A 25,620-nucleotide genomic window follows, 5' to 3' on the forward strand; every position below is an offset into this window, starting at 1 on the left:
AGGGAGGGCCCCATGTGTCTGTTCCAGTACGACGACGACCCCGAGCCCGAAGAACAGGGCCCGGCCGGACCGCTGTACGTGCCCGTCCGGCCGGGAAACGGCGCGGAGACCGTGATCCGGCTGTTCCGCACGCCGCTCGGCGCGCGTACCGCGGTCGGCTTCACCAGTACGCACCGGCTGACCGCGGTGCTGGGCGAGAACCAGACGTGCATCCGGCTCTCGGAGGCCGTCCTGCGGGTCCTGTGCGAGCCGCTCGGCGCGCGTCTGGTCACCGTCGACCCGACGCTGTCGGCTCCCGCGGTCCCCGAGGAGGCCACACCCACGCCGGACCTGCCGCCGGCCCAGGCCCTCCGAGCCGTCTGATTAAGGGGACGAATTCCATGACCACAGCTCTGGTCTCCGAGATCGCCGCAGGCGCGGACGATCTGTCGGTGTGGCCGGCGTCCACCACCCCGCTCCCGAGCGGCGGGCTCGCCGTCGGCGGGGTGTCGCTCGCCGATGTCGCCGAGCGCTTCGACACGCCGGCGTACGTCCTGGACGAGGGCGAGGTACGAGCCCGCTGCCGGACCTACCGGGATGCCTTCCCCGACGCCGATGTGCTGTACGCCGCCAAGGCGTTCCTCTCCCGGACCATGGTCCGCTGGGTCGCCGAGGAGGGCCTCGGCCTTGACGTGTGCTCGGCCGGCGAGCTCGAACTCGCCGTCACCTCCGGTTTTCCACCGGACCGGATCGTCCTGCACGGCAACGCGAAGTCGCCGCGCGACATCGAGACCGCCCTGCGGCTCGGGGTGGGCCGGATCGTCATCGACAGCCCGTCGGAGATCGCGCGGCTCGCCGCCGCGGTGGGTCCGCGCGGCCGTCAGAAGGTGCTGGTGCGTGTGGTGCCCGGCGTCTCGGCCGGCGGCCACGAGAAGATCCGTACCGGCACGGACGGCCAGAAGTTCGGCCTGTCCCTCACGGACGGCACCGCGCAGCACGCCATCGCCCGCCTTCTGACCCAGCCTCAACTCCACTTGGTCGGGCTGCACTGCCACATCGGGTCCCAGATCACGCGCGTGAAGCCGTACGTCGTCGCCCTGCGCCGCTTGGTGGGCCTGATGGCCCGAATCCGCGACACCCACGGCCTGGTGCTGCCCGAACTCGACATGGGAGGAGGTCACGGCATCGCGTACCGCCCGGGCGAGCACGCCCTCGACCTCACGGCCCTGGCCCGCGGGCTCCGCACGGAACTCGCCGCGAGCTGTGCGGCGGGCTCGCTCCCGGTACCCCGGCTCACCGTCGAACCCGGGCGGGCCGTCGCGGGCCCGGCGGGCGTGGCGCTCTACCGGGTGCTGGCAGTGAAGACCACCGGCGATCAGGTGTTCGTCGCCGTGGACGGCGGCATGAGCGACAACCCGCGCCCGGCGCTGTACGGGGTGCGGTACGTCCCTCGTCTGGTCGGCCACCACTCCACCGCCGGCGCCCGGACGGCCACGGTGGTCGGCCGGCACTGCGAGGCGGGCGACATCCTCGCCGCGGACGTCGAGCTGCCCGGTGACATCCGGCCCGGCGATCTGCTCGCGGTGCCGGTGGCGGGGGCGTACCAGCTGTCCATGGCCTCCGGTTACAACATGGTCGGCCGTCCCCCGGTGGTCGCGGTGGACGGCGGCAGGGCTCGTCTCCTGGTACGGCGCGAGACGCTGGACGACCTCCGCAACCGGGACGTCGGCGAGTAGGCGCCCGCCCCGTCCGTGGTGAAACCCGCCGGATCGTCGCTCCGAGAGCGACGATCCGGCGGTCGCCGTACGCGCCGCCGCCGGGGCAGCCGGCCGGGGGGCCGCTAGGCCGGGGGCCACGAACCGGGGCGGCCGGCCCGGGAGCCGCAAGGCCCGGGAGCCGCAAGGCCCGGGAGCATGGCCGAGAACGCCCCGCCTGCCGATGGTCGGCAGGCGGGGAGGTGTCAGCGCTCGTCGTCGGTGATGCGGAAGCGGAGGCGGCAGATCACCGCATCGGTGTCGCGCCGCACGGCATGCGCGACGACGGAACCGCGCTGGTTCTGGAGCAGGCGCTGCCAGAGGTGGGCGGGCTCGGTCTCCGGGATCAGTACGGTGATCTGGGAGGCGGGGTGCGTGTCGGCCAGTTCGCGGACGTACCCGGAGACCGGGCGGCCCAGCGCGCGGGTCGGTGAGCCGAGCTCGACGAGTTCGACGCCCGGGTTCCACAACTCCCAGTCACGGCGCAGCGCTTCCGTGGCACGTCGGTCCTCGGGCGCCGGGTGGGTGACGGTGATGGCGACCACCTCGTCGCCCAGCGAGCGGGCCGCGGTGAGCGCCTCGCAGGTCAGCTTGGAGAGGCCGGAGACGGGGACGACGACCTGCGAGTGGGCCCGCTTCGGGGGTTCGGGGACGCGGCCCAGCTCCAGGCGTTCGCCGATCAGGCCGTACGCGCGGTGGACCTTCTCGAAGCCGAGGACGAGCAGCGGCAGGGCGAGGACGATCAGCCAGGCGCCCTCGGTGAACTTGGTGGCGGTGACGACGACCGCGGCGACGCCGGTGAAGAGGGCGCCGAGCCCGTTCAGTACGGCCTTCGCCCGCCGGCCCTTGCCCCGCTCGCCGTACCAGTGGCGGACCATGCCGACCTGGCAGATGGTGAAGCCGACGAACACGCCGATCGCGAAGAGGGGGACGAGGGTGTTCGTGTCGCCGCCGGAGACGACCAGCAGCACGGCGGAGACGACGGCCAGCGCGAGCACGCCGTGCCGGTGCACCTGACGGTCGGCCTTGAGGGCGAAGAGGTGCGGCAGATGGTTGTCGCGGGCCAGCAGGCTCATCAGAACGGGCAGACCGCCGAAGGAGGTGTTGGCGGCGAGCGCCAGCAGCACCACGGTGGCGAACTGGACGACGTAGAAGGCCGCGTTGTGCCCGAAGGAGGCGTCCGCGAGCTGTGCGAGGACGGTCACGCCTTCGACCGGCTGGAGATGGAAGCGGCCGATCAGGACGGACAGGCCGACGAGCATCACACCGAGCAGTGCGCCGAGCGCCACCTCGGTGCGCTGGGCGCGGCGGGCGGCCGGGGCGCGGAACGACGGTACGGCGTTGGCCACGGCCTCGACGCCGGTGAGGGCGGAGCAGCCGGCCGCGAACGCCTTGAGCAGGAGCAGGGCTCCGACAGCGGTGGCGCCTTCACCGAGCGCCGAGGCGTGGCCGTCGGCGGAGGCGGTGCTGGCGGGGGCGTCGCGGAAGAGGCCGACCGTGATCATCGTGAGGATCGAGCCGACGAAGAGGGCGGTCGGCAGCAGGAACGCCTTGGCGGAGTCGACCACGCCGCGCAGGTTGACCGCCGTGACGACCACGAGGACGCCCAGGCAGATCCAGGTCCGCTCGCCGTGGAGCTGCGGGAAGGCCGAGGTCAGGGCGGCGACACCGGCGGTGACGGAGACCGCGACGTTGAGGACGTAGTCGAGGATGAGCGAGCCGGCGGCCACGAGGCCGGTTCGTCGGCCCAAATGCCGCTTGGCCACGGCGTACGAGCCGCCGCCGTCCGGGAACGCGGCGATGACCTGGCGGTACGAGGCGACGAGGACGGCCAGCAGGGCGCCGATCGCGAGCGTGACGGGGAGGGTGAACCCCATCCCGTACGCTCCGGCCGCCGCGAGGACCAGGACGATGGACTCCGGCCCGTACGCCACCGACGCCATCGCGTCCAAGGACAGCGCGGCGAGACCTTGGAGCGCGGTGAGTCTGTGCCGCTGACCGGTCCCGGTATCGGGCGGTTCCTTCGTGCCGGTGTCCTCCGGCGCCGGGGTCGGTTTGCCTGTGTGCAGGGCCATGGTGCTGGTTCCTTCGAACGGGACGGATCGAGGAACAGCGTGGAGGCCGCACGGCGGGGCCCCCAGCCCTCTTGTCGGCGTCCATACGCACCGCGTCCCTCTCTTCACGCTTCCGATACGAGGGGCCGGGAAGACGGGGCGTGCCGTGGACGCAGGGCGGTACGGAGCGAGTTGGGCGTGGCGGAAGCAGTCGGTGGTGTGGTCGTTGGTGAGGCCGGCGGCCCGCATGAACGCGTACGCGGTGGTGGGCCCCAACCCGGACCACCGCGGCTCCCCGCTGCTGACCCTGACGCCGCCCGCGCCTGCCCGGGCCGGGGGGGGAACGCCGGTACAGCCGTTGCCCTCCGAACTCAGGGCCTCGGGCCCGCCGGCAACGGTGCCGTGCGGGCTCTCGGAGGGCCCCCGGCCGCACTGCGGCGGCGCTTCGCGATCCCTGGTCCAGCCACCCCAGGGCAGTCGCCCACTCGCCCGCCCGCGGCTTCGAGGAAACAGCTCTGACCTGGTGTTTTCCTGGGGTTCGCCTAGCCTGGGACGTTCTGCCGGACACCATCGGAGGGGACATCGTGAGCGAGGAAGCCAGCCGGTACGACGCCAGCCGCATCCAGGTACTGGAGGGGTTGGAAGCCGTGCGGAAGCGGCCCGGGATGTACATCGGCTCGACGGGCGAACGCGGCCTGCGCCACATGGTGTTCGAGGTCGCCGGCCGGGCGGTGAACGAGGTCCTGGCGGGCCGTGCCCGCTCCGTCGACGTCACCCTCATGTCCGACGGCGGCGTGTGCGTCGCCGACGACGGGCCGGGCGTTCCCGTCGACGTGGCGGTGGGCGCCGGCGGTCCCGGGCTCGAAGCCCTGCTGACCCGCCCCCAGGTCGGTACGGGACCCGGCGGGCGCAGCGACGTGACGCTCGGCTTCTGCGGCGTGGGGCCCTTCGTCGTCAATGCCCTGTCGCGGCGGATGACGGCCGAGGTGCGGCGCGAGGGAGTCCGCTGGGTCCAGGAGTACGCGCGCGGCGTGACCGTCACCCCGCTCACCGAGGCGGGAAGAGCGACCGGCAGCGGGACCACCATCGCCTTCTGGCCCGACGCCGACGTCTTCGGAGCCACGGATTACTCGTTCGACGGACTGGCGGAGCGATTCAGGGAACTGGCCTTCCTGAACCACACCCTGGAGATCTCGCTGACCGACCGGCGCCACCCGGCCGAGTCCCGTGCGGTGCAGTTCCGGTCCCCGGGCGGGGCGCGTGACTTCGTGGCCTTCCTCGACGGCCGCACCGCCGCGCCCGCCCTCACGGACACCATCGCCTTCGAGCGCGAGGACCCGCGGATGGCGGGGGTGATGGAGGTCGCCTTCCGTTGGCGCGGCCCTCGTGAGGAGCTGGTCCGGAGCTTCGCCAACAGCCGGCCCACCGTCGACGGCACGCACGCACGGGGCTTCCGCGACGGGGTGGCGGCCGCGGTCACCGCGTACGCGCGGGAGCGGCGGCTGCTTGCGGCGACGGATCCCGACGTCGGCGCCGATCGGATCGGCGAGGGGCTGACGGCGGTCGTGTCGGTGAAGCTGGACCGTCCCGAGTTCGGGGGCTCCACACGAGGCGTGCTGGGCAACTCCGCCGTACGCGCCTGCGTCGGACAGGCCGTCCAGGAACACCTCGGCGGGTGGCTGGAGCAACACCCGGAGCGGGCCGCGGCCGTCGTCGGCCGGATCGTCCGGGGAGCCCGCCGGGACTGACCGGCACTCACTCTTCCAGCGGCGAGCGCCGGACATACCCCTGGTCCTCGGCGCACTCCCGGTCTCCGGCGCAGACCTCAGCGGCATTCAGGGGGCAGCCCAGTGCCCCCGGTGGGGTCCGTCCGCGCATGGTCGTGGACGGACCCCGGCACGAGGTGCGCGGGTGGGCTACTCGGCCATCTCGTAGGTACCCGAGAGCGCCTCGACGCGCTGCCAGACGCGGTCCGAGCGCGACTCGTCGACGACCGGGCGGCGCACGGCCCCCAGCGACCAGGCCTGCTGCTGCTCGGTGGCGGAGTCCTTGCCGTGCAGCTCGACCGCGTGCGCGGAGAAGTCCCGTACGAGGACGGCGAACAGCTCGTCCAGGACGTCCTCGTCGAGCTCCGTGAGGCGCGCCTGCTCCAGGACCAGCTGGCCGTGGACGACGAGCGCGAACAGCTGGCCCACGGCGAGGAGGAGGTCCAGGTCGCGGCTCTGCTCCTCGTCGGGCGCGGCGGTGCGGACGAACTCGCACAGCGCGTCCGCCTGCTCGCGGAAGCGGCCGACGTTGGGCAGGTGCGCGTACGTGTCGTACGCCGGGCGCCAGTCGTGGAACCGTACGGATCCCAGACCGCGGGCCGGGCCCTGGCGGAAGAGGAACGTGTCGTCGGCCTCGTCCAGGCGGGTCGGGACGGGCTCGTACGCCGCCGGGTCCAGGAGGTGGTTCCGCATGAACTTCAGGATCAGCGCCAGGTTGACGTGGACCGTGCCCTCCAGCTTGGGGAGGCCGCGGATCTCGATGGCCGCCTGGGCGAAGTAGTTGTCCTTCTCGAAACCCTTCGCGGCGATGACGTCCCACATCAGGTCGATGACCTTCTCGCCCTCCGTGGTCACCTTCATCTTCGTCATCGGGTTGAAGAGGAGGTAGCGGCGGTCGTCGGGGCCGGCGGAGCGGAAGTAGTCGACCGCCCGGTCGCTGAAGAGCTTCATGCCGACGAGACGGACGTACGCGTCGGTCAGCTCTCGGCGCACGTGCGGGAAGGCGGTGACGGGACGGCCGTAGAGGATGCGGTTGTGGGCGTGGGTGACGGCCTCGTACATCGCGTGCTCGCAGATGCCGATCGAGGCGGTGCAGAGGTTGAACTTGCCGACGTTGACGGTGTTGAGCGCGGCGTCGAAGGCGGCCCGGCCGGTGTGCAGGACGTCCTCCGCCGCGACGGGGTAGTCCTCCAGGCGAAACTCGCTGACGAACTTCGAGGAGTCGACGACGTTCTTCACCAGGTGGTACGCGGGGTGGCGGCTGTCGGCGGCGAAGAAGACGTAGCCGTCGGGGCCCTCGACGTCCGTGCGGCGGCCGAAGACGGAGACGAGCCCGGCCGCGTTGCCGTTGCCGATGTAGTACTTGGACCCGGTGGCCCGGAAGCCGCCCGTACCGTCGGGCTCGAGCAGCATGTCGGTGGAGTAGATGTCGGCGCCGTGGGTCTTCTCGGAGAGGCCGAAGGCGAACACCTCACCCTGGGCGAGGAGTTCCGCGGCGCGGGCGCGCGCGGCGGCGTTGTCGCTCTGCCAGACCGGGCCGAGGCCGAGGATGGTGACCTGCCAGGCGTACCAGTAGTCGAGCCCGTAGAAGCCGAGGATCTCGTTGAGGGCGGCGATACGGGCGGTGTCCCAGCGCTTGTCCCGCTGTCCCTCGGCGGCCTCGGCGGAGGGCGTCAGGAAGGTCTCGAAGAGCCCTTCCTTGGCGGAGAAGGCGAGGAAGTCCCCCAGCCAGGCACGGGTGCGGTAGTCCTCGATGAGCCGGCGCTTTCCGCGCTCCTCGAACCAGTCGACGGTGGCGCGCAGCAGTCGGCGGGTCTCGGGGTCGAAGTGTGCCGGGTCGTAGGTGTGCGGGTTGAAGAGCAGCGAGTCGGCCATGAGCTCCGTCTTTCGGTCCGATGAGGGTGCGGTGGGCAGGGTGGCGCGGGTGGGGTGGCGAGCTTGGGGTGGCGCGGGCGGGTGGCTCGGGAGGTACGGTCAGCGCCCGGCGCCGAGCCGGTGGAGGGTGGCCAGGACGTCGTCGAGCCAGGCGAGCGTCATCCGTTCGTACGCGATGCCTCCGCGCAGCACGACGTGCTGGAGCTCCCTCCCCGCGTCGAGCGAGCCGCCGGACGCACGGGCCGGGCTGCCGGACGCACCGGGCGAGCCATCGGCCGTCGCGCCGGGCGAGTCGCCGGCCGTCGCACCGGGCGCGTCCGGTCCCGTGAAGTCGCGTTCCTCGCCCGCGAGGTAGCGGGCGAGGCGCTCGGTGTGCGTCTGCCGGTGCCGCTCCACCTCGCCGATCAGCGCGGCAGGGTCGTCGAAGGCGGCGCCGCGGATCTTCACGGCGAGGTCGTGCCGGATGCTCTCGGGCTCGATGGGCTCGTGCAGCCAGGTGGACAGGGCGGTCCGTCCGAGGGCCGCGACGGAGTACTCCTTCTTGTCCGGACGGCCCTGCTGCGGGACGTCCTGGACGTCGACCCAGCCCTCGCTCTCCATCCGCTTGAGCACGCGGTAGATCTGCTGATGGCTGGCGGTCCAGAAGTACCCGATGGACCGCTCGAAGCGCCGGGCCAGCTCGTAGCCGGAACCGGGCTTCTCCAGCAGGGACACAAGAATCGCGTGTTCGATCGCCACACCCGAATCCTTCTATGCAACTCGTTGCATAGGCAAGCGCGACTGCCCGGGTGAGACGCGGCTCACCCGGGCTGCCGGGCGACGAGGGCGTCCAGGACCCCGGCTCCAACCGTCGTGAACCACGGCTCGGTGCGGGCAGGCGCCGGAAGCCGGTGGTGGGGTCCGGCACCTCCACCGGCTCCTGCCGAGCCCGACAGAGCCCGGACGCGCCGGTCACCCGGCCTCAGTCGCGGGCGGCGGCCTTGTCGAGTTCCTCGTCGAGGGCCATCGCCGCCGTGATCAGCGCGAGATGGGTGAACGCCTGCGGGAAGTTGCCGAGTTGCTCGCCCGTCGGGCCGATCTCCTCGGCGAAGAGCCCGACGTGGTTGGCGTAGGTGAGCATCTTGTCCATCGCGTAGCGGGCCTTGTCCAGGCGGCCCGCACGGGCCGTCGCCTCGACGTAGAGGAAGCTGCAGAGCGAGAAGGTACCCTCGGAGCCGCGCAGGCCGTCGGGGGACGCCTCGGGGTTGTAGCGGTAGACGAGGCTGTCCGTGACGAGTTCGCGGTCCATGGCGTCCAGTGTGGACAGCCACCGGGACGACCTCGGGGAGATGAAGCCGACCAGCGGCATGAGCAGCAGCGAGGCGTCGAGGACCTCGCTGTCGTAGTGCTGCACGAACGCCGCGCGCCCTGGGTTCCAGCCGCGTTCCATCACCTGGGTGAGGATCGCGTCGCGCTGCACCGTCCAGCGCGCCACGTCGGCCGGACGGGCGTACTCGTTGGCGAGGCGGATGCCGCGGTCGAGCGCGACCCAGGACATCACCCGGCTGTACGTGAAGTGCTTCCGGCCCCCGCGGGTCTCCCAGATGCCCTCGTCGGGGCGGTCCCAGTGGTCGCAGAGCCAGTCGAGGAGCGCGGCGAACCTCTGCCACCCCTCATAGCCGGCGAGATCGGCAAGATCCGGGGAGTGGGTCATCGCGTAGGCGAGCTCGCCGTAGATGTCGAGCTGCAGTTGCTCGGCCGCCCCGTTCCCGGCCCGTACGGGAGCGGAGTCGCGGTAGCCGGACAGATGGTCCAGGGTCTCCTCGGTCAGGTGCGGGTCACCGTCGATGCGGTACATGATCTGCATCGGTTCGCCGCCCGGCGAGCGGGGCGCGTGGGCGCGCAGGCCGAGCCAGCGGCGGAAGGCGTCGGCCTCCTCGACGAAGCCGAGGTCGAGCAGGACGCGTACCGAGAGGGACGCGTCCCGGATCCAGGTGTAGCGGTAGTCCCAGTTCCGCTCCCCGCCGATCTGTTCGGGCAGGCCCATGGTGGCGGCGGCGATCGGCGCCCCGGTCGGGGCGTAGATGAGCAGTTTGAGGGTGATGGCCGAGCGGTTGACCATGTGCTGCCAGCGCCCCTGGTAGCGGCAGCGGCGGATCCACCGGTGCCAGAAGGCGTGGGTCTCCCTGACGTCCCCCTCCAGTGTCCGTGCGGTGACCGGGGCGGGGGCGGCGGCGGGCGGCGCTCCCGAGGAGGGCGACGCGGTCTCCAGCACGATTCCGGCGATCTCGCCCTGCCGGAGGGTGAGGGTGGCACGGACGTCCTGGCCGTCGGCCTCCAGAGGCACGGTGCCGCGCAGATGTACGTCGAGGCCGGGGCCGTGGAACGTGGCGGCATCGCCGTCGAGCGTGAGCGTGTGCGGTGCGCGGCCGTAGTCGAAGCGCGGCCTGCACTGCACATGGAAGGTGAGGGTCCCGCGCACCACGCGCAGCGCCCGCACCATGCGGTGCCGGTCGGTGGGTACGTCCGGCTGCTCGCTCACCGGCATGAAGTCGACCACCTCGCCCACCCCTTCGGGGGTGAGGAAACGGGTGATCAGGACGGCCGTGTCGGGCAGGTAGAGCTGGCGGACGGTCACGTCGTCCGAGGGGGGAGCGATGGTGAAGTGGCCGCCGCGCTCCAGGTCGAGGAGGGAGGCGAAGATGCTCGGCGAGTCGAAGCGGGGTGCGCAGAACCAGTCGACCGCTCCGCCGGCGGAGACCAGCGCGGCGCACTGGAGGTCGCCGATCAGTCCATGGTCCGCGATCGGTGGATAGCCGGGCACCCGGGACCTCGCTTCCGCCGCGGCTCGGGCGTTCCGGTGCCGCGCGCCGTCTCGATCCCACGCAACCCGCCGTCGCCCGATTCGGCAACAGGGAGCCACCGACCGGGCGAACGCGCGCGGCGGCGCGAGCCGCCGCCCGCCGTACGGGTTGCGCGCACCCTTCCCGCCGGTCCGACCAGTCGGTATGTTGCGCGGAACCGTCGAGGAACCCCTGGAGGACGTCATGCCCGAGCCCGACCCGGTCCGTTCGCACGCCCCCGCGATCGAGGGTCACTGCGATCCCCGTTTCGCCGCCGTACGGGACGCCTTCGAGGCCAACTTCCGTACGAGGGAAGAACTCGGCGCGGCGGTGACGGTCCAGGTCCACGGCGAGACCGTGGTCGACCTGTGGGGCGGCTGGGCGGACGCCGCTCGCACGCGCCCCTGGGAGCGCGACACGGTCGTCAACGTCTGGTCCACGACCAAGGGCGTGACCGCTCTCTGCGCCCACCTGCTCGCGGACCGCGGGCTGCTCGACCTGGACGCGCCGGTCGCCTCGTACTGGCCAGAGTTCGGCGTGGCGGGCAAGGAGACCCTTCCCGTACGCCATCTCCTGTCCCACCGCGCGGGGCTGTCCGGCCTGCGTGAGCCGCTCTCCCTCGCGGAGTTCTACGACTGGGAGGTGACGACCGCCCGGCTCGCCGCGATGGAGCCGTGGTGGGAGCCCGGCACCCGCTCCGGGTACCACGCCATGACGTACGGCTTCCTGGTCGGCGAGGTGATCCGACGCGTCACCGGTGAGCTGCCCGGCGCCTTCCTCCGCCACGAGATCACCGGACCGCTCGGCATCGACTTCACCATCGGTCTGCCGGAGAAGGAGGCGGACCGGGCGGCCGAGCTCGTGCACCCGCGGACCTCCGCGGCGAGCGAACAAGCGGCGATGTTCGCCCAGTTGGAGCCCGCGGCACAGGCCGCCCTGGCCAACCCGCTCGTCGGCGCCGACCAGGCCAACAGCCCCGAGTGGCGCGCCGCCGAACTGCCGGCGGCCAACGGTCACGGAACGGCCCGGGCGGTCGCGCAGCTGTACGGCGTCTTCGCGGGGCGTGGCCGGTACGGCGATCACCGGATCCTCTCCGAGCAGACCGCCGAACGGGTCCGCGAGGGCCAGGGGGTCTGTCGCGACCTGGTGCTCGGCGCGGGCTTCGCCCACGACACGGAGTGCGCGCTCGGGCTGTGGCTGAGCGGCCCCAACGCCTCGTACGGCCCCAATCCGCGGGCCTTCGGGCATGACGGCTTCGGCGGCTCCTGCGGCCTCGCGGACCCCGAATCCGGGGTGTCCCTGGGATATGTGATGAACCGCATGGGCCCCCACATCGCGGACGATCCACGCAAGACGGCTCTGACAGCCGCCGTGTACGAGGCGCTCTGACACCGGGAACCGGACACCCGGTCGGCCGGGACGGAAAGAACGAATGCGGGGCATTGAGGGGCGCCGGGCACCTGTACCACTCGGCGCCCACCGGCATCGGAACGGCCGCCTCACGGCCGCGCACTCCGGGCCGGCCACACGCCCCGCGCAGCTCGACTCGCGGCCGGATCTGTGCGCCCGCTACCGCTCCCGCGCCCGACCGGGGCCCCGCCCGGCGGTGCGTCACCGGCGGGCGCGCGGAGGCGCGGAGGCGCAGACGCGAGGACGGCCCTGGTGGGTGAACAGGGGAAACGGGGCGTCGCCTTCCGCTTCCTGGACTCCCCCGTCCGAACCAGCCCGACCTGGGAAGGCTTCCCCTGAAGGGCAGTCAGCAAATTGCCGCAAGCGTTTGCACCTGCGCGACCCCGCACGCCGGACGCCGCGACGGATCCGCTCGTACGCGACCCCCGTCCACGCTTCGGACCGCATGGACGCGCGTAGATCGGCCGAAAGGTGTTCTTGCCGCCGCGGCCGTCGGATTCGAGGATTCCCCTTGTTGAGTTTGACAGGTCCATGGCGGTGTTCCTGAACGTCCGTCCTCCGCCCTGAACCTGCCGGCTCCGCGGCAAGGGTCCGCCCACCCAGCGGGTCCCCCCACTCCCCCCACCGGAGGATGTAGTGAACCTCAAGCGTCTGTCCCCCCTCGGCGGCGTCGCCAAGGGCGCCCGGCTGATCGCCGTGGCCTCCGCGCTGCTCGCCGCCTCGGCGCTTGCCGCCCCCATGTCGTCCGCGGCGACGGTCGACGACGGCCGGGCCACCGCCACCCAACTCGCCGCCGCCGACCAGGCCGTACGCGGAGCGGACGTGCCCGGCACCGCGTGGTACACCGACGCGGCGACCGGGAAGGTCGTCGTCACCGCCGACTCCACCGTCTCCGCCGCCGAGATCGCCAAGATCAGGAAGGCGGCGGGCGACCGCGCGGCCGACCTGGAGATCAAGCGGACGCCCGGCACGTTCACCAAGCTCATCGCGGGCGGCCAGGCCATCTACGCGGGCGGCGGGCGCTGCTCGCTCGGCTTCAACGTCCGCAGCGGCTCGACCTACTACGCCCTGACGGCCGGTCACTGCACCAACATCGGCAGCACCTGGTACACCAACTCGGCCAACACCACCGTGCTCGGTACCCGGGCCGGTTCCAGCTTCCCGACCAACGACTACGGCATCATCCGTCACTCCAACGCCTCGGCAGCCGACGGCCGGGTCTACCTCTACAACGGCAGCTACCGCGACATCACCGGCGCCGGCAACGCGTCCGTGGGTCAGTCCGTGCAGCGCAGCGGCAGCACGACCGGCCTGCGTGGCGGTACGGTCACCGGCCTCAACGCCACCGTCAACTACGGCGGCGGCGACGTCGTCTACGGCATGATCCAGACCAACGTCTGCGCCGAGCCGGGCGACAGCGGCGGCGCCCTGTTCTCGGGCACGACCGCGCTCGGCCTCACCTCGGGCGGCAGCGGCAACTGCAGCAGCGGCGGGACCACGTTCTTCCAGCCGGTGACGGAAGCCCTCAGCGCGTACGGCGTGAGCGTCTTCTAGCGCGCCGACGAACCACACGGGCCGGCGGTCCCCTCGCGGGGGCCGCCGGCTTCGCCCATGAGTCGTCTACGGACCCCCGACGGCGGAGAATGGGCCCGTGAAACGCCTGCTGCACCTCGACCGTACGCTCGACGAGCTGGACCCTCCCCGCTGGGCGGAGCCGGCCGCGGACGCGACGCATCTGGTCCGCACGGTGCACGCACTGCGGCGCGTACCGCTCCGGGAGCTGGCCCCCGCGGATCTGCGGACGCTCCTCGCCCAGCAGGTGGCCCTGCCGTTCGTGCTCCCTCCGGCGGTGCGCCTGCTCCTCGAAGAGCCGCTGCTGGACGCGTACTTCTACGAGGGTGACCTGCTGCTCGCGACCGTCACGGTCCCGGAGACGGCGTGGGACCCGCTGCCGGACCTCGCGGACGAACTGGCCGCCGCGGTCGCGGCCCTCCCCCGGGCCGCGTTCGCCGATCTGCCGCGCGGCGCGCCCGACGACCTCGGCCGCTTCGTCGCCCGCTACGGATCGTCCTCCTGACCCGATGCGACGCCGCCGCCGGAGGAGGTGCCCGTCCGCGACGGGGTGGGCCGAGCCTGGTGGTGACGACACCAGGCCCGGCACACACTCCCTCCCGCCCCCGCGTCCTGCGAGGGTGGCTGCCATGAACCAGCGCACCACTCTCATCACCGGCACCACCCAGGGCATGGGCCGGGCCCTCGCTCTCGACCTGGCCTCGCGCGGCGGCACGGTCCTGCTGCACGGCCGCAACCGCGCGCGCCTCGACGCCGTGGCCGCCGAGGCCCGGGCCGCGTCCGCGGACGTCACCGTCCGCACGTACCTCGCCGACCTGTCCGATCTGGACCAGGTGCACGCGATGGCCGAGCGGATCCGCGCGGCGGAGCCGTACCTCGACGGCCTCATCAACAACGCGGTGGCGGGCGGCGGCTCCCACCCGCTCACCCGCGAGCTGAGCCGCCAGGGGTACGAACTCCGCTTCGCCACCAATCACCTCGCCCCCTACGCCCTCACCCGCGACCTGCTGCCCCTGCTCACCGCCTCCGCCCCCGCCCGCGTGGTCAACGTCGCCTCGATGGGTCAGGAGGCCATCGACTTCGACGACGTCATGCTGGAGCGGGACTACGAGGGCCTGCGCGCGTACTGCAGAAGCAAGCTGGCCATGATCATGGCGACCTTCGAACTGGCCGCGGAACTGGAAGGCACCGGAGTCACGGTGAACGCACTCCATCCCGCCCACCTGATGGACACGGACGGCGTCCGCGCCTACGGCCTCACCCCCGTCACCGGAACGGACGAGGGCGTCCGGCCGACGGTCCGCCTCCTCCTGGACCCGGAACTCGCCACCACCACGGGCCGCTACTTCGACCGGTTCACGGACGCGCCCGCCCACGAGCAGGCGTACGACGCGGAGGCCCGCAAGCGCCTGATGCGGCTCACCAGCGAGCTGATCGTCTAGCCCTCGCGACGACGTACGCGGTCCCCGGGAACCAGGGCCAGGACGCTCAGGCCGAACATCAGCACGCCCAGGGGGACGTGCCACGACGGAACGTGCGCGATGCCCAGGCCCACCTGCGCCGAGGCGAGGGCCAGGAAGCCGGTGGCGTACAGGATGGGGCGGGGCGATCCGCCGCCCGGGCGCCAGGCCAGGATCGCGGCGAGCAGGTAGAGCATCGAGGCGCCGTACATCACGCGCGCTCCGACGCTGTGCAGCACCTCACCGTAGGAGGCGGACAGCAGCAGACCGGCGCTGGCCGCCTGGAAGAGGAGGGACAAGCTCTGGAGGGCGCTCGCGACCTTCAGGAAGGTGAAGCCGCTCTGTACGGTCGTCGTCTCGGTGGCCATGACGTGGTCCCCTCATCTGCCTCGCGGCGGTGGATCGGTACTGTCCCGGAAGTCCGACGACACAGGGCCATGGAATGTGAGGCCGACGCGGCGCTCGCCTCACATTCCGGTGCGCTGTTTCGTCGAAGAGGGCGAGAGCGGCACCGGACCAGGGCACGAGGGAGCGGTCACGAACATGAGCATCACCCCGTCGGAGCCGGAGCTGAGCGCGGTCGTCGGCGAGCGGCGACAGCTGATCAACCTCGCCTACCGGCTGCTCGGTTCGGTGGCCGAGGCCGAGGACGCCGTACAGGAGACCTACGCCCGCTGGTACGCGATGTCCCGGCCGCAGCAGCAGGCCGTCGAGTCGCCCGGTGCCTGGCTGACGACCGTGGCCGGCCGTGTCTGCCTGGACATGCTCGGCTCCGCGAGGGCCCGGCGTGAGCGGTACGTCGGTGCGTGGATACCCGAGCCCGTGCCCGACCGTACGGAGTGGACCGGTGGGCGAGCAGGGGCCGGCCGGGCCGAGCCGGCCGACCCCGCCGACCGGATCACCCTGGACGAGTCGGTGAGCATGGCCTTTCTCGTCGTACTGGAGTCGATGACGCCCGCCGAGCGTGTGGCGTTCGTCCTGCACGACGTCTTCCGGTATCCCTTCGCCGAGGTCGCCGCGATCGTCGGCCGGTCGCCCGCGGCCTGCCGGCAGCTGGCGTCGTCCGCCCGCCGGCGTGTCAGCGCCGCGAGGGCCCCAGGGGCGCCGACGGCCGGGCAGGCCGGTCTGGTGCGGGACTTCAAGGAAGCGTGGGAGGCGAGGGACATCGCGGCGCTCGTCGAGCTCCTCGACCCCGGCGCCACGATGACCGCGGACGGCGGCGGTTTGGTCGGCGCCGTGCTCCGCCCGGTCGAGGGCGCCGAGCGCATCGCCCAGTACCTCATCCATATCGCCGGCAAGGCGCCCGGTCTGACGCTTCTGGAACGGACGGTGAACGGCCGTCCCGGTCTGGTCGCCCAACACGCGGGCGTCACCGTGACCGTGGCCGCGTTCGGCGTCGCCGGGGAGCGCGTCACCCGTATCTGGGCGGTCCGCAACCCGGAGAAGCTCCGGGCGTGGAGCGCCGACGGAGAGGGCTGATCCGGCGGGAGGCCCGCGCCGCCCCGCGCGGTTCCGGCGGATCGCCGGACACGCACGGGGCTGGACACCGTTCCCAGGGGTGACTTAGGTTAGGCTTACCTTAGTCAGAGTCGGTCGCCGTCCGCTCCGGATGCGCCCCGACTTCCACCGCCCCGCGAGGAGTTCCGTTGAACGCCGCCACCGACACCGCCCCGCACGAGCAGGCCGCGGCGGAGCTGGTCCGCTCCGTGCTCGCCCGGGCGGTCTCCCTGTCCCTCACCACGGACGCGCAGTGCTACGACCTGATCGGCATGCACTCGATCGGCCGCAACGGACGCATCACCCTCACCCCTCAGGCGGACAGCCCCCTGGAGGCCGAGGTCGCCGTCGCTCCACACGGAAGCCTCGCCGCGCTGCTGGAGTTCACCGACATCGCGCCGACGCCCCTGCGCGACCGAGTGCGGGCCAGGGTGACGATCTCGGGCCGGCTGACCCCGGCCGGGCCGGAGGGTGACGAGGACGGGCTCCGCCTCGACCCCGCGCGCGTCACCCTGCGGACCGCGGCCGGCACCCAGGACGTCGGCCTCGACCGGTTCGCGCTCGCACAGCCCGACCCGATCGCCATGGAGGAGGCGGCGATGCTCACGCATCTCGCCGACGCCCACGCGGACATGGTCGCGGATCTGATCGTCCTCGTCGGCTCGCGGCTGCCGTTCGGCGTGGTGCGGGCCCTTCCGCTCGCCGTCGACCGGTACGGCATCACCCTGCGCTGCGAGTACCGCGAAGGCCACTGCGACGTCCGCATGCCGTTCCCCGTCGAGGCGCGGGACGCCGCCGAGGCCGGGGAGCAGGTCCGCAGGCTCCTGACGACCCCCTCCTGCTCGCACCACCGTCGCCCTTCGAGCCGGTCGTGACGTCAACTCGCCACATCTGAAGAACAGTTGTGCCACCTCTTCGTCTTAACTTAGGTTAGGCTAAGCTAAACCATCTGCGAGAGGTGGCGGCGCTGACGCACGCACGCCACCCGGGGGGAGGAACACCATGGGCCTGCCAACCGTCGGCCCCTACCCCCTGCCCGACCGCGCGGCCCTCCCCCGGTCCTGCGCCTCCTGGTCCATCGATCCCGGCCGCGCCGCGCTCCTGGTCCACGACATGCAGAACCACTTCGTGGAGGTGTTCCCGGCCGGGCAGAGCCCGGTGGTGGAGCTCGTCGAGAACATCACGGCCCTGCGCGAACTCGCCGGGGCCCTCGGCATGCCCGTCGTCTTCAGCGCCGAGCCGGCCGCCCAGCGGCCCGGTCAGCGCGGGCTCGTCGCCGACATCTGGGGCCCCGGGATAGGCGACGAACCCGAGGCGGCGGCGATCATCGCGCCGCTCACTCCGCGCACGGGCGAGCATCTGCTGCCCAACGTGCGCCAGAACGCGTTCCTCCGCAGCCATCTCGGGAGGCTGCTGCGTTCGGAGGGCCGCGACCAGCTGATCGTCTGCGGGGTGTACGCCCATCTCGGCGTCCTCCTGACGGCTGCGGACGCCTTCATGAACGACATCCAGCCCTTCGTCGTCGCCGACGCCATGGCGGACTTCTCCCTCGAGGAACACGCCATGGCGCTGCGGTGGGCCGCCCGCAGCGGTGTCGTCTGCACGACCGAGGCCATGCTCCGCGACCTCCTGCTCAACAGGGTTCCACCAGCCGTTCACCGGGACGCGTGACCGGGTCCCCCTGACGGCGACCTGCGGCGCCGACTCTGTCACCGCAGCCCCCACACGCACAGGGAGAGACGAAGAAGATGACCGTACGGGTCGCCGTGGCCGGTGCCAGCGGCTACGCGGGCGGAGAGATCCTCCGCCTGCTGGACGCCCATCCCGGAGTGGAGATCGGCTCGCTCACCGCGCACAGCAGCGCGGGCCGCCCGCTCTCGTCCGTACAGCCGCAGCTGGCCGCGTACGCCGACCGCGTTCTCGACGAGACCTCGGCGGAGTCCCTGCGCGACCACGACGTGGTCTTCCTGGCCCTGCCGCACGGACAGTCGGCCGCCCTCGCGCGGGAGCTCGCCCCCGAGACGGTGATCGTGGACTGCGGAGCGGACTTCCGGCTCCGTGACCCGGCGGCCTGGGAGCGGTTCTACGGCTCCGCCCACGCCGGCACCTGGCCCTACGGACTGGCGGAGCTCCCCGGCGTACGCGAGGAGTTGAAGGGCGCCACCCGGATCGCGGTGCCGGGGTGCTACCCCACGGCGGTCACGCTGGCGCTGTTCCCCGCGTACGCGGCCCGCCTGGTCGAGCCGGAAGCGGTGATCGTCGCGGCCGGCGGTACGTCGGGCGCCGGGCGCGCGCTCAGACCGCACCTGCTGGGCGCCGAGGTGATGGGCTCCATGAGTCCGTACGGAGTGGGCGGCGGACACCGCCACACCCCCGAGCTGACGCAGAACCTCTCCCTCGTGGCCGGCGAGCATGTGACGGTCTCCTTCACCCCGACCCTGGCCCCGATGCCCCGCGGCATCCTCGCCACCTGTTCGGCCCGCCTCCGCCCGGACACGTCCGCGGAGGACCGGGTGCGTGCCGTCTACGAAGCCGCCTACGCCGACGAGCCCTTCGTGCGCCTGCTGCCGCCCGGGCAGTGGCCCTCAACCGCCGCCGTCCTCGGATCCAACAGCGTCCAGGTGCAGATCGCCGTGGACCCGGACGCGGGCCGGCTGATCTGTGTGAGCGCCGTCGACAACCTGGTGAAGGGCACCGCGGGTGCCGCGGTGCAGTGCATGAATCTCGCCCTCGGCCTGCCGGAGCGGCTGGGCCTGCCCACGAATGGAGTGGCTCCGTGAGTGTGACCGCTGCCCGTGGATTCCTTGCGAGCGGCGTGGCCGCCGGCATCAAGGAATCCGGTGATCGCGATCTGGCCCTCGTGGTGAACCGTGGGCCGTCACGCGCCGCCGCCGGCGTCTTCACCTCCAACCGCGTGCAGGCCGCGCCCGTACGCTGGTCCCGCCGTGCACTGGCCGACGGCAGCCTCACGGCCGTCGTCCTCAACTCCGGTGGCGCCAACGCCTGTACGGGACAGGCGGGCGCGGTCGACGCGCTGCTGATGGCCGAGCGCACCGCGCGGGCCCTGGACGTGGACCCGCACGAGGTCGCGGTCTGCTCCACGGGTCTCATCGGCGTCCGGCTGCCGATGGAGCGGGTCACGGTCGGCATCGACACCGCCGTGGGCCTGCTGACGGGAGACGGCGGGGAGGACGCGGCCGTCGCGATCACGACCACGGACTCGGTGCACAAGACCGCCGTGGTGTCCGGTGACGGCTGGACGGTGGGCGGCATGGCCAAGGGCGCGGGCATGCTCGCCCCCGGGCTCGCCACCATGCTGGTCGTCCTCACCACGGACGCCGACGTCGACGCGGACGCGCTCGGCTCGGCGCTCCGCCGGGCGGTGCGAACCACGTTCGACCGGGTGGACTCCGACGGCTGCATGTCCACCAACGACACCGTGCTGCTGCTCGCCTCGGGCGCCTCGGAAGTCGCCCCCGATCCCGCGGACTTCGCCGAGGCCGTGCACGCGGTCTGCCTCGACCTGGCCGGGCAGCTGGTGGCGGACGCGGAGGGCGCGTCCAAGGAGATCGAGGTGACGGTCGTCGGCGCGGCCTCGGAGGAGGACGCCGTCGAGGTCGGGCGGTCCGTGGCACGGAACAACCTCCTCAAGTGCGCGCTGCACGGGGAGGACCCGAACTGGGGCCGGGTGCTGTCCGCGATCGGCACCACCTCGGCGGTCTTCGACCCCGACCGGCTGGACGTGGCGATCAACGACGTCTGGGTGTGCCGGAACGGCGCGGCGGGCGAGGCCAGGGACAAGGTCGACCTGTCGGGCCGCCGGATCACGATCACGGTGGATCTGAGCGCCGGGGACTCCTCCGCGGTGCTCTGGACCAACGACCTCACCGCCGAGTACGTCCACGAGAACAGCGCGTACAGCTCATGAAGGGGCAGGGGACCACACGGATGAGATCGCTCTCTCCCGAGCGCGTCGACGCGACCGCCGGCCGGACCGCGGGCCGGAGGGCCGACGACGGGACGACCACCGGCCTGAACGTCGCCGAGATGCCGTGGCTCGAGGAGCTCCAGGGCCGCACGGTGGTCGTCAAGTTCGGCGGCAACGCCATGGTGGATCCGGCGCTGCACCGGACGTTCGCCCAGGACGTCGTGGAGCTGTGGCACGCCGGGCTGCGCCCGGTCGTCGTGCACGGCGGCGGACCGCAGATCAGCGCGATGCTCGACCGCCTCGATCTGGAGACCCGCTTCGAGGCGGGTTTACGCGTCACGACGCCGGAGACGATGGAGGTGGTCCGCATGGTGCTGACGGGCCAGGTCCAGCGGGATCTCGTCGGCGCCCTCAACGCCCACGGGCCGTTCGCGGTGGGCATGTCGGGCGAGGACGCGCACACGATGACGGCGGTGCGACGCCCGGCATGGGTGGACGGACGCCCGGTGGACATCGGCCTCGTCGGTGAGGTCGTCGCCGTGGATCCCGGGACGGTACGGATGCTGCTCGACGAGGGCCGTATCCCGGTCGTGTCCCCCGTCGCGCGGGGTGCGGACGGGGAGATCTACAACGTCAACGCCGATCTCGCGGCGTCGGCGCTGGCGGTGGCGCTCGGGGCCGAACGGCTGGTCGTGCTGACCGATGTCGAGGGGCTGTACGCGGACTGGCCGCGCAGCACCGAGGTGATCTCCCGGCTCACGGCCGGTGAACTGGACGCCCTGCTGCCGGTGCTCACGAGCGGGATGCTCCCGAAGATGGAGGGCTGTCTGCGGGCGGTACGTGAGGGTGTCCGTCAGGCCCATGTGCTGGACGGCCGGGTGCCGCACGCCCTGCTGCGCGGTGTCTTCGCCGAGGAGGGGCCGGGTACGACGATCGTCCCCGACCGGCATCCCGATGCCGAGGAGCCCGAAGCGGCCGAGGAGGTCCACGAGAACGAGAGAACCATGGAGGACCGGACGTGACCGCCGACGACGGCGCCGCACCCCTCGCGCACCGATGGAGCGCGGTCATGATGGACACGTACGGCACACCGCCGCTCGCGCTCGTCCGGGGCGAGGGCAGCACCGTCTGGGACGAGTCGGGGCGCGCGTACACGGACTTCACCGGCGGGATCGCGGTCACCACACTCGGCCACGCCCACCCCGCCGTCGTCTCGGCCGTCACCGCCCAGATCGGCCGGCTGGCGCACGTCTCGAATTTGTACGTCTCCGAGCCGCCCGTGGCGCTGGCCGAACGACTGCTCTCTCTGCTGGGCGGGCGGGAGGGCGGCCGGGTGTTCTTCGCCAACTCCGGTACGGAGGCGGTCGAGGCCGCCTTCAAGATCGCCCGGCGGACGGGGCGTCCGCACCTCGTCGCCGCGCAGGGAGGGTTCCACGGGCGCACGCTGGGGGCGCTGGCCCTGACGGGTCAGCCGGCGAAGCGGGCCCCCTTCCTGCCGCTGCCCGGCGATGTGACGCATGTGCCGTTCGGGGACGTCGAGGCACTGCGCGCGGCCGTGTCGGAGGACACCGCGGCGGTCGTACTCGAACCGATCCAGGGTGAGGCCGGTGTCGTTCCGGCGCCGGACGGATATCTGCGGGCCGCCCGCGAGATCACCCGGGCGACCGGGAGCCTGCTCGTCCTCGACGAGGTGCAGACCGGGATCGGCCGCACCGGCCGCTGGTTCGCGCACCAGTCGGCCGAGGGGGTGGACCCGGACGTGATCACGCTCGCCAAGGGGCTGGGCGGCGGGCTTCCGATCGGCGCGACCGTGGCCTTCGGTCCGGCCGCCGAGCTGCTCGAGCCCGGCCAGCACGGCTCCACCTTCGGAGGCAACCCGGTGGCGTGCGCGGCCGGCCTGGCCGTGCTGGACGCCATCGAGGCCGAGGGGCTGCTCTCCCATGTCGTACGGGTGGGTGAGCGGCTGCGCCACGGCATCGCGGCGGCGGCGCATCCCCGGGTCGCCGAGGTGCGGGGCGCGGGCCTCCTCCTGGGTGTCGTCCTCGCCGAACCGGTGGCCGCGTCCGTCCAACGGACGGCTCAGGACGCCGGGTTCCTCGTCAACGCGGCGGCGCCGGGCATCGTCCGTCTCGCCCCGCCTCTGACGGTGACGGAACATCAGGTCGACCACCTGGTGAAGGCGCTCCCGGCGATCCTCGACGCCGCCTGACCCGCACCGCGCGGCCTTTCACGAAGGGCGGGCCCGGAGCCGTACCGGCTCTCGGGCCCGCCCTTCGCGCTGCTCGCCCGTGGAGCTAGAGGGCGCGGGCCAGGATCAGTGCGTTGCGGCGGGGGTCGAGGGACTGCGCCCAGGCCGCCGGTGCGAGGCTCGCGCTGGCCGGTGCGAAGCCGTGCCGGAGGAAGAGATGGCCTTCGCCGGTCGTCGCCGTGAACAGGCTCCGCAGGGACCGGCTCCGGGCGCGCGCCAGTGCGGCGTTCAGCAGCCGGGCTCCCATGCCGCACCCTTGTCGCCTCCCGGCGACACAGAAGTTGTAGAGGACTCCCGCGGCGGGCCGGCCGGCCGACGCGTCGGCGGCGTGGGCGGCGAGCCCGATGCAGCCGTCCACAGTGCCCCCGGGGGTCTCCGCGACGAGGAAGTCGGCGGCTTGTCGGGCGTACAGGGAGAGCGGGCGTTCTCGGAGCGCTCCCGCGCGGACGAACGGCCGGGAGAGTTCGGCGAGCGCGGCGGCGTCCTCGGGCCGCGCGGGCCGCAGGGAGACCGGGGGGAGGCCGGGAGAGTCGAGTACGCGAGGCGACAGCGTGGCCTGGCGCGGCGTGGCCGTGGTCAAGGCTTTCCTTCCTCGGTTCCACCGTGTGTGACGGGGCGGTGGGATCGCGGCCCAACCCGGTGAAACGGTTCAACTAAGGGTAGCCTTGGCTAAGTTGATGGCCAAGTCGACGTGCCCGGAGCCGCACGAGAGCCCCTGCCTGAGGGGCTCGCGTCAGCCGTCCTGCCCTTCGGGCATCCGGGTCGCGCACGCCGCCGCGTATCCCGGAGGCACCGGCACGTCGCTCAGCGACCAGCCGGGAACAGCGGCCGGGACCCTCCCCGTCCCCACGAAGGTGACGGACGGATCCTCACCGAGGCCGATGCCGACCCCCTTGAGGTACGCCTCCTTACGGGCCCAGCAGCGTCCCGTGGCGGCGGCGCGGGCCGGCTCCGGCAGCGCCGCCAGCTCGGCGCGCTCGGTGCGGTGGAGCGCCCCGGCCACTTCGGCGGCGGCCTGCGTGGTCGGCACCGCTTCGACGTCCACGCCCACCGCAGTGTCCGCGAAGCCCAGCAGGACCACGTCGCCGGAGTGCGAGAGCGAGAAGTGGAGCGGTACGTGCAGCAGGGCCGGGGCCACGGCCGGGCGGCCGTGCGGGCCACCGCACCCGGGGCACGTCTCGCGGACGAAGCGCAGCTGCGCCGGGTCGCGCTCCAGGTACGCGCCGAGCAGCTGCCGCAGAGCGACGTGCGCCACCCGGTAGCGGGCACGGTCGGCGGCCCGTACGAAGCCCTGGAGGCGGGTGCGTTCGTCGTCGTCGAGCAGCTCGCGCAGCTCGTCCGCCCTCGGCCCGTACGCGCTCACGGGCACGATCCACAGTCGCGGCCCCTGTCCGGTGCGCCAGGGCCCCGGCAGCGGGTCCTCGCCCAGGCGGGCCGGGGTCGTCCCGGTCAGCACGGCCGGCCCGGGTAGTCGTCGCTCTCCGGCGCCCCGGCCTCCCGCATACGGCGGACGACCTCCGGCAGAGCCGTGTCGTCCACGTCGACCGGGATGTTCAACTCCCGGTCGAACACCATGACTTCGTCCTCCCGCACGTGCCAGACGACCCAGCGGGGCGGGGCGGCGGGAGCCTGCCACAGGACGGAGTGCCCTGCCAGGGGGTCGGTCGGCCCGCTCACAGCTTCCGTCCCTCCGTCGCCTCTCGTCCGTCCACGAAGGTGGCGACGACCTCGATGTCGCCGATCCGCGAGGGGTCGACGAGGTGCGGGTCGTCGCCGAGGACGACGAGGTCGGCGCGCTTGCCGGGGCTGAGCGTGCCGGCGCTGTCCTCCCATCGGCAGGCGTAGGCACCGGCGACGGTGTAGGACCGCAGCGCCTCGTCGACCGTGATCGCCTCGTCGGGGCCGACGAGCTGCCCCGACACGGAGGCGCGTTCCACCATGAACTGGATGGCCCGCAGCGGCGATCCGTCGGTGACGGGCCGGTCGGAGCTGCCGACGAGCGTCACCCCGTGGTCGAGGAAGCCCCGGCCGCGGTACATCCAGGGCGCGCGCTCGGGGCCCATGACGGCCGCGTAGTCGTCGCCGAAGTAGCGCAGGAAATTGGGCTGGACGACGGCGCTGAGTCCGAGCCGGGCGAAGCGCGGGAGCTGATCGGGCCGGATGAGCCCGGCGTGCTCGATGCGGTGGCGGGCATCGGTGCGGGGCCGCAGCTCCTGTGCCTGCTCCAGCGCGTCCAGGGCGAGGTCGGCGGCCCGGTCGCCGATGGCGTGGACGGCGAGCTGCCATCCGGCGAGATGGCCGTCGACGATGAGCGAGGTGAGGCGTTCGGGGTCGTCCTGGAGCTGGCCGGTGTGGCCCATGCCCTCGTACGGGGCCGTGAGGGCGGCCGTCCGGGCCATCATGCCGCCGTCGGTGTAGATCTTGAGGGCGCCGACGGACAGCCAGTCGTCGCCGAACCCCGTGCGCAGGCCGAGGTCGAGCCCGCGCGGGATGCCGTCGCGCTCGTGCGCGCCCTGCGGCCGCAGCGTGTCGCCGCCCGGCATGAGCTGGACCCGCAGGGGCAGGCGCCCCTGGTCGCGCAGGAGTTGGTAGGCGCCGAGCTCGACGGGGCTGTGGCCGAGCAGTCCGCCGCCGATCCCGGCCTCGGCGCAGGCGGTGACGCCTTCGGCGAGGCAGACGCGTCCCGCGTACTCGATGGCGTCGGCGAGCTCCTCCTGCGCGTACGGCAGGCGGAGCCTGCGTACGGCACCCATGGCGCTCTCCACGAGGACCCCGTCGTCGTGCGGGACCTCGGGCGGGAGCAGGTCGAGCACGGCGCTGTTGACCACGCAGGCGTGACCGGAGTCGTGCATCACGAACACCCGGTGGCCCTGGCTGACGCGGTCGAGTTCCGCGGCCGTCAGGTGTCGCCCGAGGGTCCGCTGGTCGTACCCGCCGATGCTGACCCACGCGCCGGGGGTGCCCCTGCGGGAGACGGCGTCCGCCACGACGCCGAGCACGTCCTCGACGCGATCGAGGCCCGTGATGCTCGGGGAGCTCGCCCTGAGGCCGGTCCACGACAGGTGGACGTGGCTGTCGATGAAGCCGGGCAGGACGGTGGCGCCCTGGAGGTCGACGACCTCGCGGGCCGGCAGGGAGGTCACGGCCTCGTCCAGGCCCACGATCCTGCCCTGCCAGATGCCCAGGTCGTGGGCGACGGGGTGGTCGGGGTCCAGGGTGAGGATGCGCGCGTTCGTCAGCCTCGTGCAGAGCATC

23 protein-coding genes and 1 pseudogene are annotated in these 25,620 nt (G+C 72.7%); 14 read left to right on the forward strand and 10 right to left on the reverse strand.

Annotated elements, in window-relative coordinates; all coding sequences use genetic code 11:
- Positions 1-12: 12 nt before the first annotated feature.
- Positions 13-363 carry an SAV_915 family protein gene (locus ACFY8U_RS00820; RefSeq protein WP_389563875.1) on the forward strand — a complete coding sequence of 117 codons (351 nt, stop codon included), beginning with the start codon at positions 13-15 and terminating at the stop codon, positions 361-363.
- A gap of 17 nt (positions 364-380) precedes the next feature.
- Positions 381-1,715, forward strand: coding sequence for a diaminopimelate decarboxylase (gene lysA / locus ACFY8U_RS00825; protein WP_389563878.1), 1,335 nt, complete (start codon positions 381-383; stop codon positions 1,713-1,715).
- 224 nt (positions 1,716-1,939) lie between these two features.
- On the opposite strand, the gene ACFY8U_RS00830 is transcribed toward lysA, so the two are convergent.
- Positions 1,940-3,808 (reverse strand): APC family permease, encoded by a 1,869-nt coding sequence (locus ACFY8U_RS00830; protein WP_389566073.1) that lies wholly within the window; start codon positions 3,806-3,808, stop codon positions 1,940-1,942.
- A gap of 189 nt (positions 3,809-3,997) precedes the next feature.
- A pseudogene (locus tag ACFY8U_RS00835) lies at positions 3,998-4,063 on the reverse strand (DNA-3-methyladenine glycosylase I); the annotation flags it as partial.
- A 308-nt stretch (positions 4,064-4,371) separates the two neighbouring features.
- On the opposite strand from ACFY8U_RS00835, the gene ACFY8U_RS00840 reads away from it, so the two are divergent.
- On the forward strand, positions 4,372-5,535 hold the full coding sequence (locus ACFY8U_RS00840; protein ID WP_389563881.1) for a DNA gyrase subunit B: 1,164 nt from the start codon (positions 4,372-4,374) through the stop codon (positions 5,533-5,535).
- 168 nt (positions 5,536-5,703) lie between these two features.
- Here ACFY8U_RS00840 and ACFY8U_RS00845 read toward each other — a convergent pair whose 3' ends face one another.
- The 3 genes from ACFY8U_RS00845 to ACFY8U_RS00855 form a co-directional block, all read right to left on the reverse strand.
- On the reverse strand, positions 5,704-7,428 hold the full coding sequence (locus ACFY8U_RS00845) for an acyl-CoA dehydrogenase family protein (protein ID WP_389563884.1): 1,725 nt from the start codon (positions 7,426-7,428) through the stop codon (positions 5,704-5,706).
- Between the two features lie 99 nt (positions 7,429-7,527).
- Positions 7,528-8,166: a PadR family transcriptional regulator gene (locus tag ACFY8U_RS00850; protein WP_389563887.1), complete on the reverse strand. Its 639-nt coding sequence runs from the start codon at positions 8,164-8,166 to the stop codon at positions 7,528-7,530.
- 223 nt (positions 8,167-8,389) lie between these two features.
- Entirely contained in the window at positions 8,390-10,231 is a 1,842-nt protein-coding gene (locus tag ACFY8U_RS00855; protein ID WP_389563890.1) for a glycoside hydrolase family 15 protein, read from the reverse strand.
- Between the two features lie 223 nt (positions 10,232-10,454).
- Between ACFY8U_RS00855 and ACFY8U_RS00860 the strand changes: the two genes are divergently transcribed.
- The 4 genes from ACFY8U_RS00860 to ACFY8U_RS00875 all read left to right on the forward strand — a co-directional run bounded on the left by ACFY8U_RS00860 (position 10,455) and on the right by ACFY8U_RS00875 (position 14,674).
- Positions 10,455-11,639: a serine hydrolase domain-containing protein gene (locus tag ACFY8U_RS00860; protein WP_389563892.1), complete on the forward strand. Its 1,185-nt coding sequence runs from the start codon at positions 10,455-10,457 to the stop codon at positions 11,637-11,639.
- A gap of 657 nt (positions 11,640-12,296) precedes the next feature.
- Positions 12,297-13,214 carry a S1 family peptidase gene (locus tag ACFY8U_RS00865; protein WP_389563894.1) on the forward strand — a complete coding sequence of 306 codons (918 nt, stop codon included), beginning with the start codon at positions 12,297-12,299 and terminating at the stop codon, positions 13,212-13,214.
- Between the two features lie 97 nt (positions 13,215-13,311).
- Positions 13,312-13,737, forward strand: a complete 426-nt coding sequence (locus tag ACFY8U_RS00870; RefSeq protein ID WP_389563897.1) for a contact-dependent growth inhibition system immunity protein — start codon at positions 13,312-13,314, stop codon at positions 13,735-13,737.
- A gap of 124 nt (positions 13,738-13,861) precedes the next feature.
- The gene (locus tag ACFY8U_RS00875) at positions 13,862-14,674 is read left to right on the forward strand and encodes an SDR family NAD(P)-dependent oxidoreductase (RefSeq protein WP_389563899.1); all 813 of its coding nucleotides are present in this window, start codon (positions 13,862-13,864) and stop codon (positions 14,672-14,674) included.
- On the opposite strand, the gene ACFY8U_RS00880 is transcribed toward ACFY8U_RS00875, so the two are convergent.
- On the reverse strand, positions 14,671-15,060 hold the full coding sequence (locus ACFY8U_RS00880) for a hypothetical protein (RefSeq protein ID WP_389563901.1): 390 nt from the start codon (positions 15,058-15,060) through the stop codon (positions 14,671-14,673). The two genes, ACFY8U_RS00875 and ACFY8U_RS00880, sit on opposite strands and share 4 nt — an antisense overlap.
- A 175-nt stretch (positions 15,061-15,235) precedes the next feature.
- Here ACFY8U_RS00880 and sigJ point away from each other — a divergent pair, with 175 nt between their 5' ends.
- From sigJ to ACFY8U_RS00915, 7 genes are all read left to right on the forward strand, one after another.
- On the forward strand, positions 15,236-16,171 hold the full coding sequence (gene sigJ, locus ACFY8U_RS00885) for an RNA polymerase sigma factor SigJ (RefSeq protein WP_389563903.1): 936 nt from the start codon (positions 15,236-15,238) through the stop codon (positions 16,169-16,171).
- Positions 16,172-16,338: 167 nt separating this feature from the next.
- Positions 16,339-17,064, forward strand: coding sequence for a DUF2470 domain-containing protein (locus ACFY8U_RS00890; RefSeq protein ID WP_389563905.1), 726 nt, complete (start codon positions 16,339-16,341; stop codon positions 17,062-17,064).
- Positions 17,065-17,191: 127 nt separating this feature from the next.
- Positions 17,192-17,860 (forward strand): isochorismatase family protein, encoded by a 669-nt coding sequence (locus ACFY8U_RS00895; protein ID WP_389563908.1) that lies wholly within the window; start codon positions 17,192-17,194, stop codon positions 17,858-17,860.
- Between the two features lie 77 nt (positions 17,861-17,937).
- Positions 17,938-18,969: an N-acetyl-gamma-glutamyl-phosphate reductase gene (argC, locus tag ACFY8U_RS00900; protein WP_389563910.1), complete on the forward strand. Its 1,032-nt coding sequence runs from the start codon at positions 17,938-17,940 to the stop codon at positions 18,967-18,969.
- Positions 18,966-20,117: a bifunctional glutamate N-acetyltransferase/amino-acid acetyltransferase ArgJ gene (gene argJ / locus ACFY8U_RS00905; RefSeq protein ID WP_389563912.1), complete on the forward strand. Its 1,152-nt coding sequence runs from the start codon at positions 18,966-18,968 to the stop codon at positions 20,115-20,117. The genes argC and argJ overlap by 4 nt, the downstream gene beginning before the upstream one ends.
- Positions 20,118-20,236: 119 nt before the next feature.
- Positions 20,237-21,139, forward strand: a complete 903-nt coding sequence (gene argB / locus ACFY8U_RS00910) for an acetylglutamate kinase (RefSeq protein WP_389566076.1) — start codon at positions 20,237-20,239, stop codon at positions 21,137-21,139.
- On the forward strand, positions 21,136-22,326 hold the full coding sequence (locus ACFY8U_RS00915; RefSeq protein ID WP_389563915.1) for an acetylornithine transaminase: 1,191 nt from the start codon (positions 21,136-21,138) through the stop codon (positions 22,324-22,326). The genes argB and ACFY8U_RS00915 overlap by 4 nt, the downstream gene beginning before the upstream one ends.
- Before the next feature lie 85 nt (positions 22,327-22,411).
- Here ACFY8U_RS00915 and ACFY8U_RS00920 read toward each other — a convergent pair whose 3' ends face one another.
- The 4 genes from ACFY8U_RS00920 to ACFY8U_RS00935 all read right to left on the reverse strand — a co-directional run bounded on the left by ACFY8U_RS00920 (position 22,412) and on the right by ACFY8U_RS00935 (position 25,619).
- Positions 22,412-22,945, reverse strand: coding sequence for a GNAT family N-acetyltransferase (locus ACFY8U_RS00920; RefSeq protein WP_389563917.1), 534 nt, complete (start codon positions 22,943-22,945; stop codon positions 22,412-22,414).
- A gap of 153 nt (positions 22,946-23,098) precedes the next feature.
- Entirely contained in the window at positions 23,099-23,821 is a 723-nt protein-coding gene (locus tag ACFY8U_RS00925) for a 4'-phosphopantetheinyl transferase family protein (RefSeq protein ID WP_389563919.1), read from the reverse strand.
- Positions 23,815-24,042, reverse strand: a complete 228-nt coding sequence (locus ACFY8U_RS00930) for a hypothetical protein (RefSeq protein ID WP_361763961.1) — start codon at positions 24,040-24,042, stop codon at positions 23,815-23,817. Before ACFY8U_RS00930 ends, ACFY8U_RS00925 begins: the two co-directional genes overlap by 7 nt.
- Entirely contained in the window at positions 24,039-25,619 is a 1,581-nt protein-coding gene (locus ACFY8U_RS00935; RefSeq protein WP_389566079.1) for an amidohydrolase, read from the reverse strand. Before ACFY8U_RS00935 ends, ACFY8U_RS00930 begins: the two co-directional genes overlap by 4 nt.
- Position 25,620: the final 1 nt, after the last annotated feature.

It is taken from the genome of Streptomyces sp. NPDC012508 (assembly GCF_042902595.1).
GTDB lineage: Bacteria > Actinomycetota > Actinomycetes > Streptomycetales > Streptomycetaceae > Streptomyces.

Bases quoted from the DNA above. Each gene is read 5' to 3' on its own strand.
- ACFY8U_RS00875 (WP_389563899.1), top strand. From the start codon at position 13,862: ATGAACCAGCGCACCACTCTCATCACCGGCACCACCCAGGGCATGGGC.
- ACFY8U_RS00845 (WP_389563884.1), bottom strand. From the start codon at position 7,428: ATGGCCGACTCGCTGCTCTTCAACCCGCACACCTACGACCCGGCACAC.
- ACFY8U_RS00935 (WP_389566079.1), bottom strand. From the start codon at position 25,619: ATGCTCTGCACGAGGCTGACGAACGCGCGCATCCTCACCCTGGACCCC.
- ACFY8U_RS00860 (WP_389563892.1), top strand. From the start codon at position 10,455: ATGCCCGAGCCCGACCCGGTCCGTTCGCACGCCCCCGCGATCGAGGGT.
- argB (WP_389566076.1), top strand. From the start codon at position 20,237: ATGCCGTGGCTCGAGGAGCTCCAGGGCCGCACGGTGGTCGTCAAGTTC.
- ACFY8U_RS00895 (WP_389563908.1), top strand. From the start codon at position 17,192: ATGGGCCTGCCAACCGTCGGCCCCTACCCCCTGCCCGACCGCGCGGCC.
- ACFY8U_RS00820 (WP_389563875.1), top strand. From the start codon at position 13: ATGTGTCTGTTCCAGTACGACGACGACCCCGAGCCCGAAGAACAGGGC.
- ACFY8U_RS00880 (WP_389563901.1), bottom strand. From the start codon at position 15,060: ATGGCCACCGAGACGACGACCGTACAGAGCGGCTTCACCTTCCTGAAG.
- ACFY8U_RS00830 (WP_389566073.1), bottom strand. From the start codon at position 3,808: ATGGCCCTGCACACAGGCAAACCGACCCCGGCGCCGGAGGACACCGGC.
- argC (WP_389563910.1), top strand. From the start codon at position 17,938: ATGACCGTACGGGTCGCCGTGGCCGGTGCCAGCGGCTACGCGGGCGGA.
- sigJ (WP_389563903.1), top strand. From the start codon at position 15,236: ATGAGCATCACCCCGTCGGAGCCGGAGCTGAGCGCGGTCGTCGGCGAG.
- lysA (WP_389563878.1), top strand. From the start codon at position 381: ATGACCACAGCTCTGGTCTCCGAGATCGCCGCAGGCGCGGACGATCTG.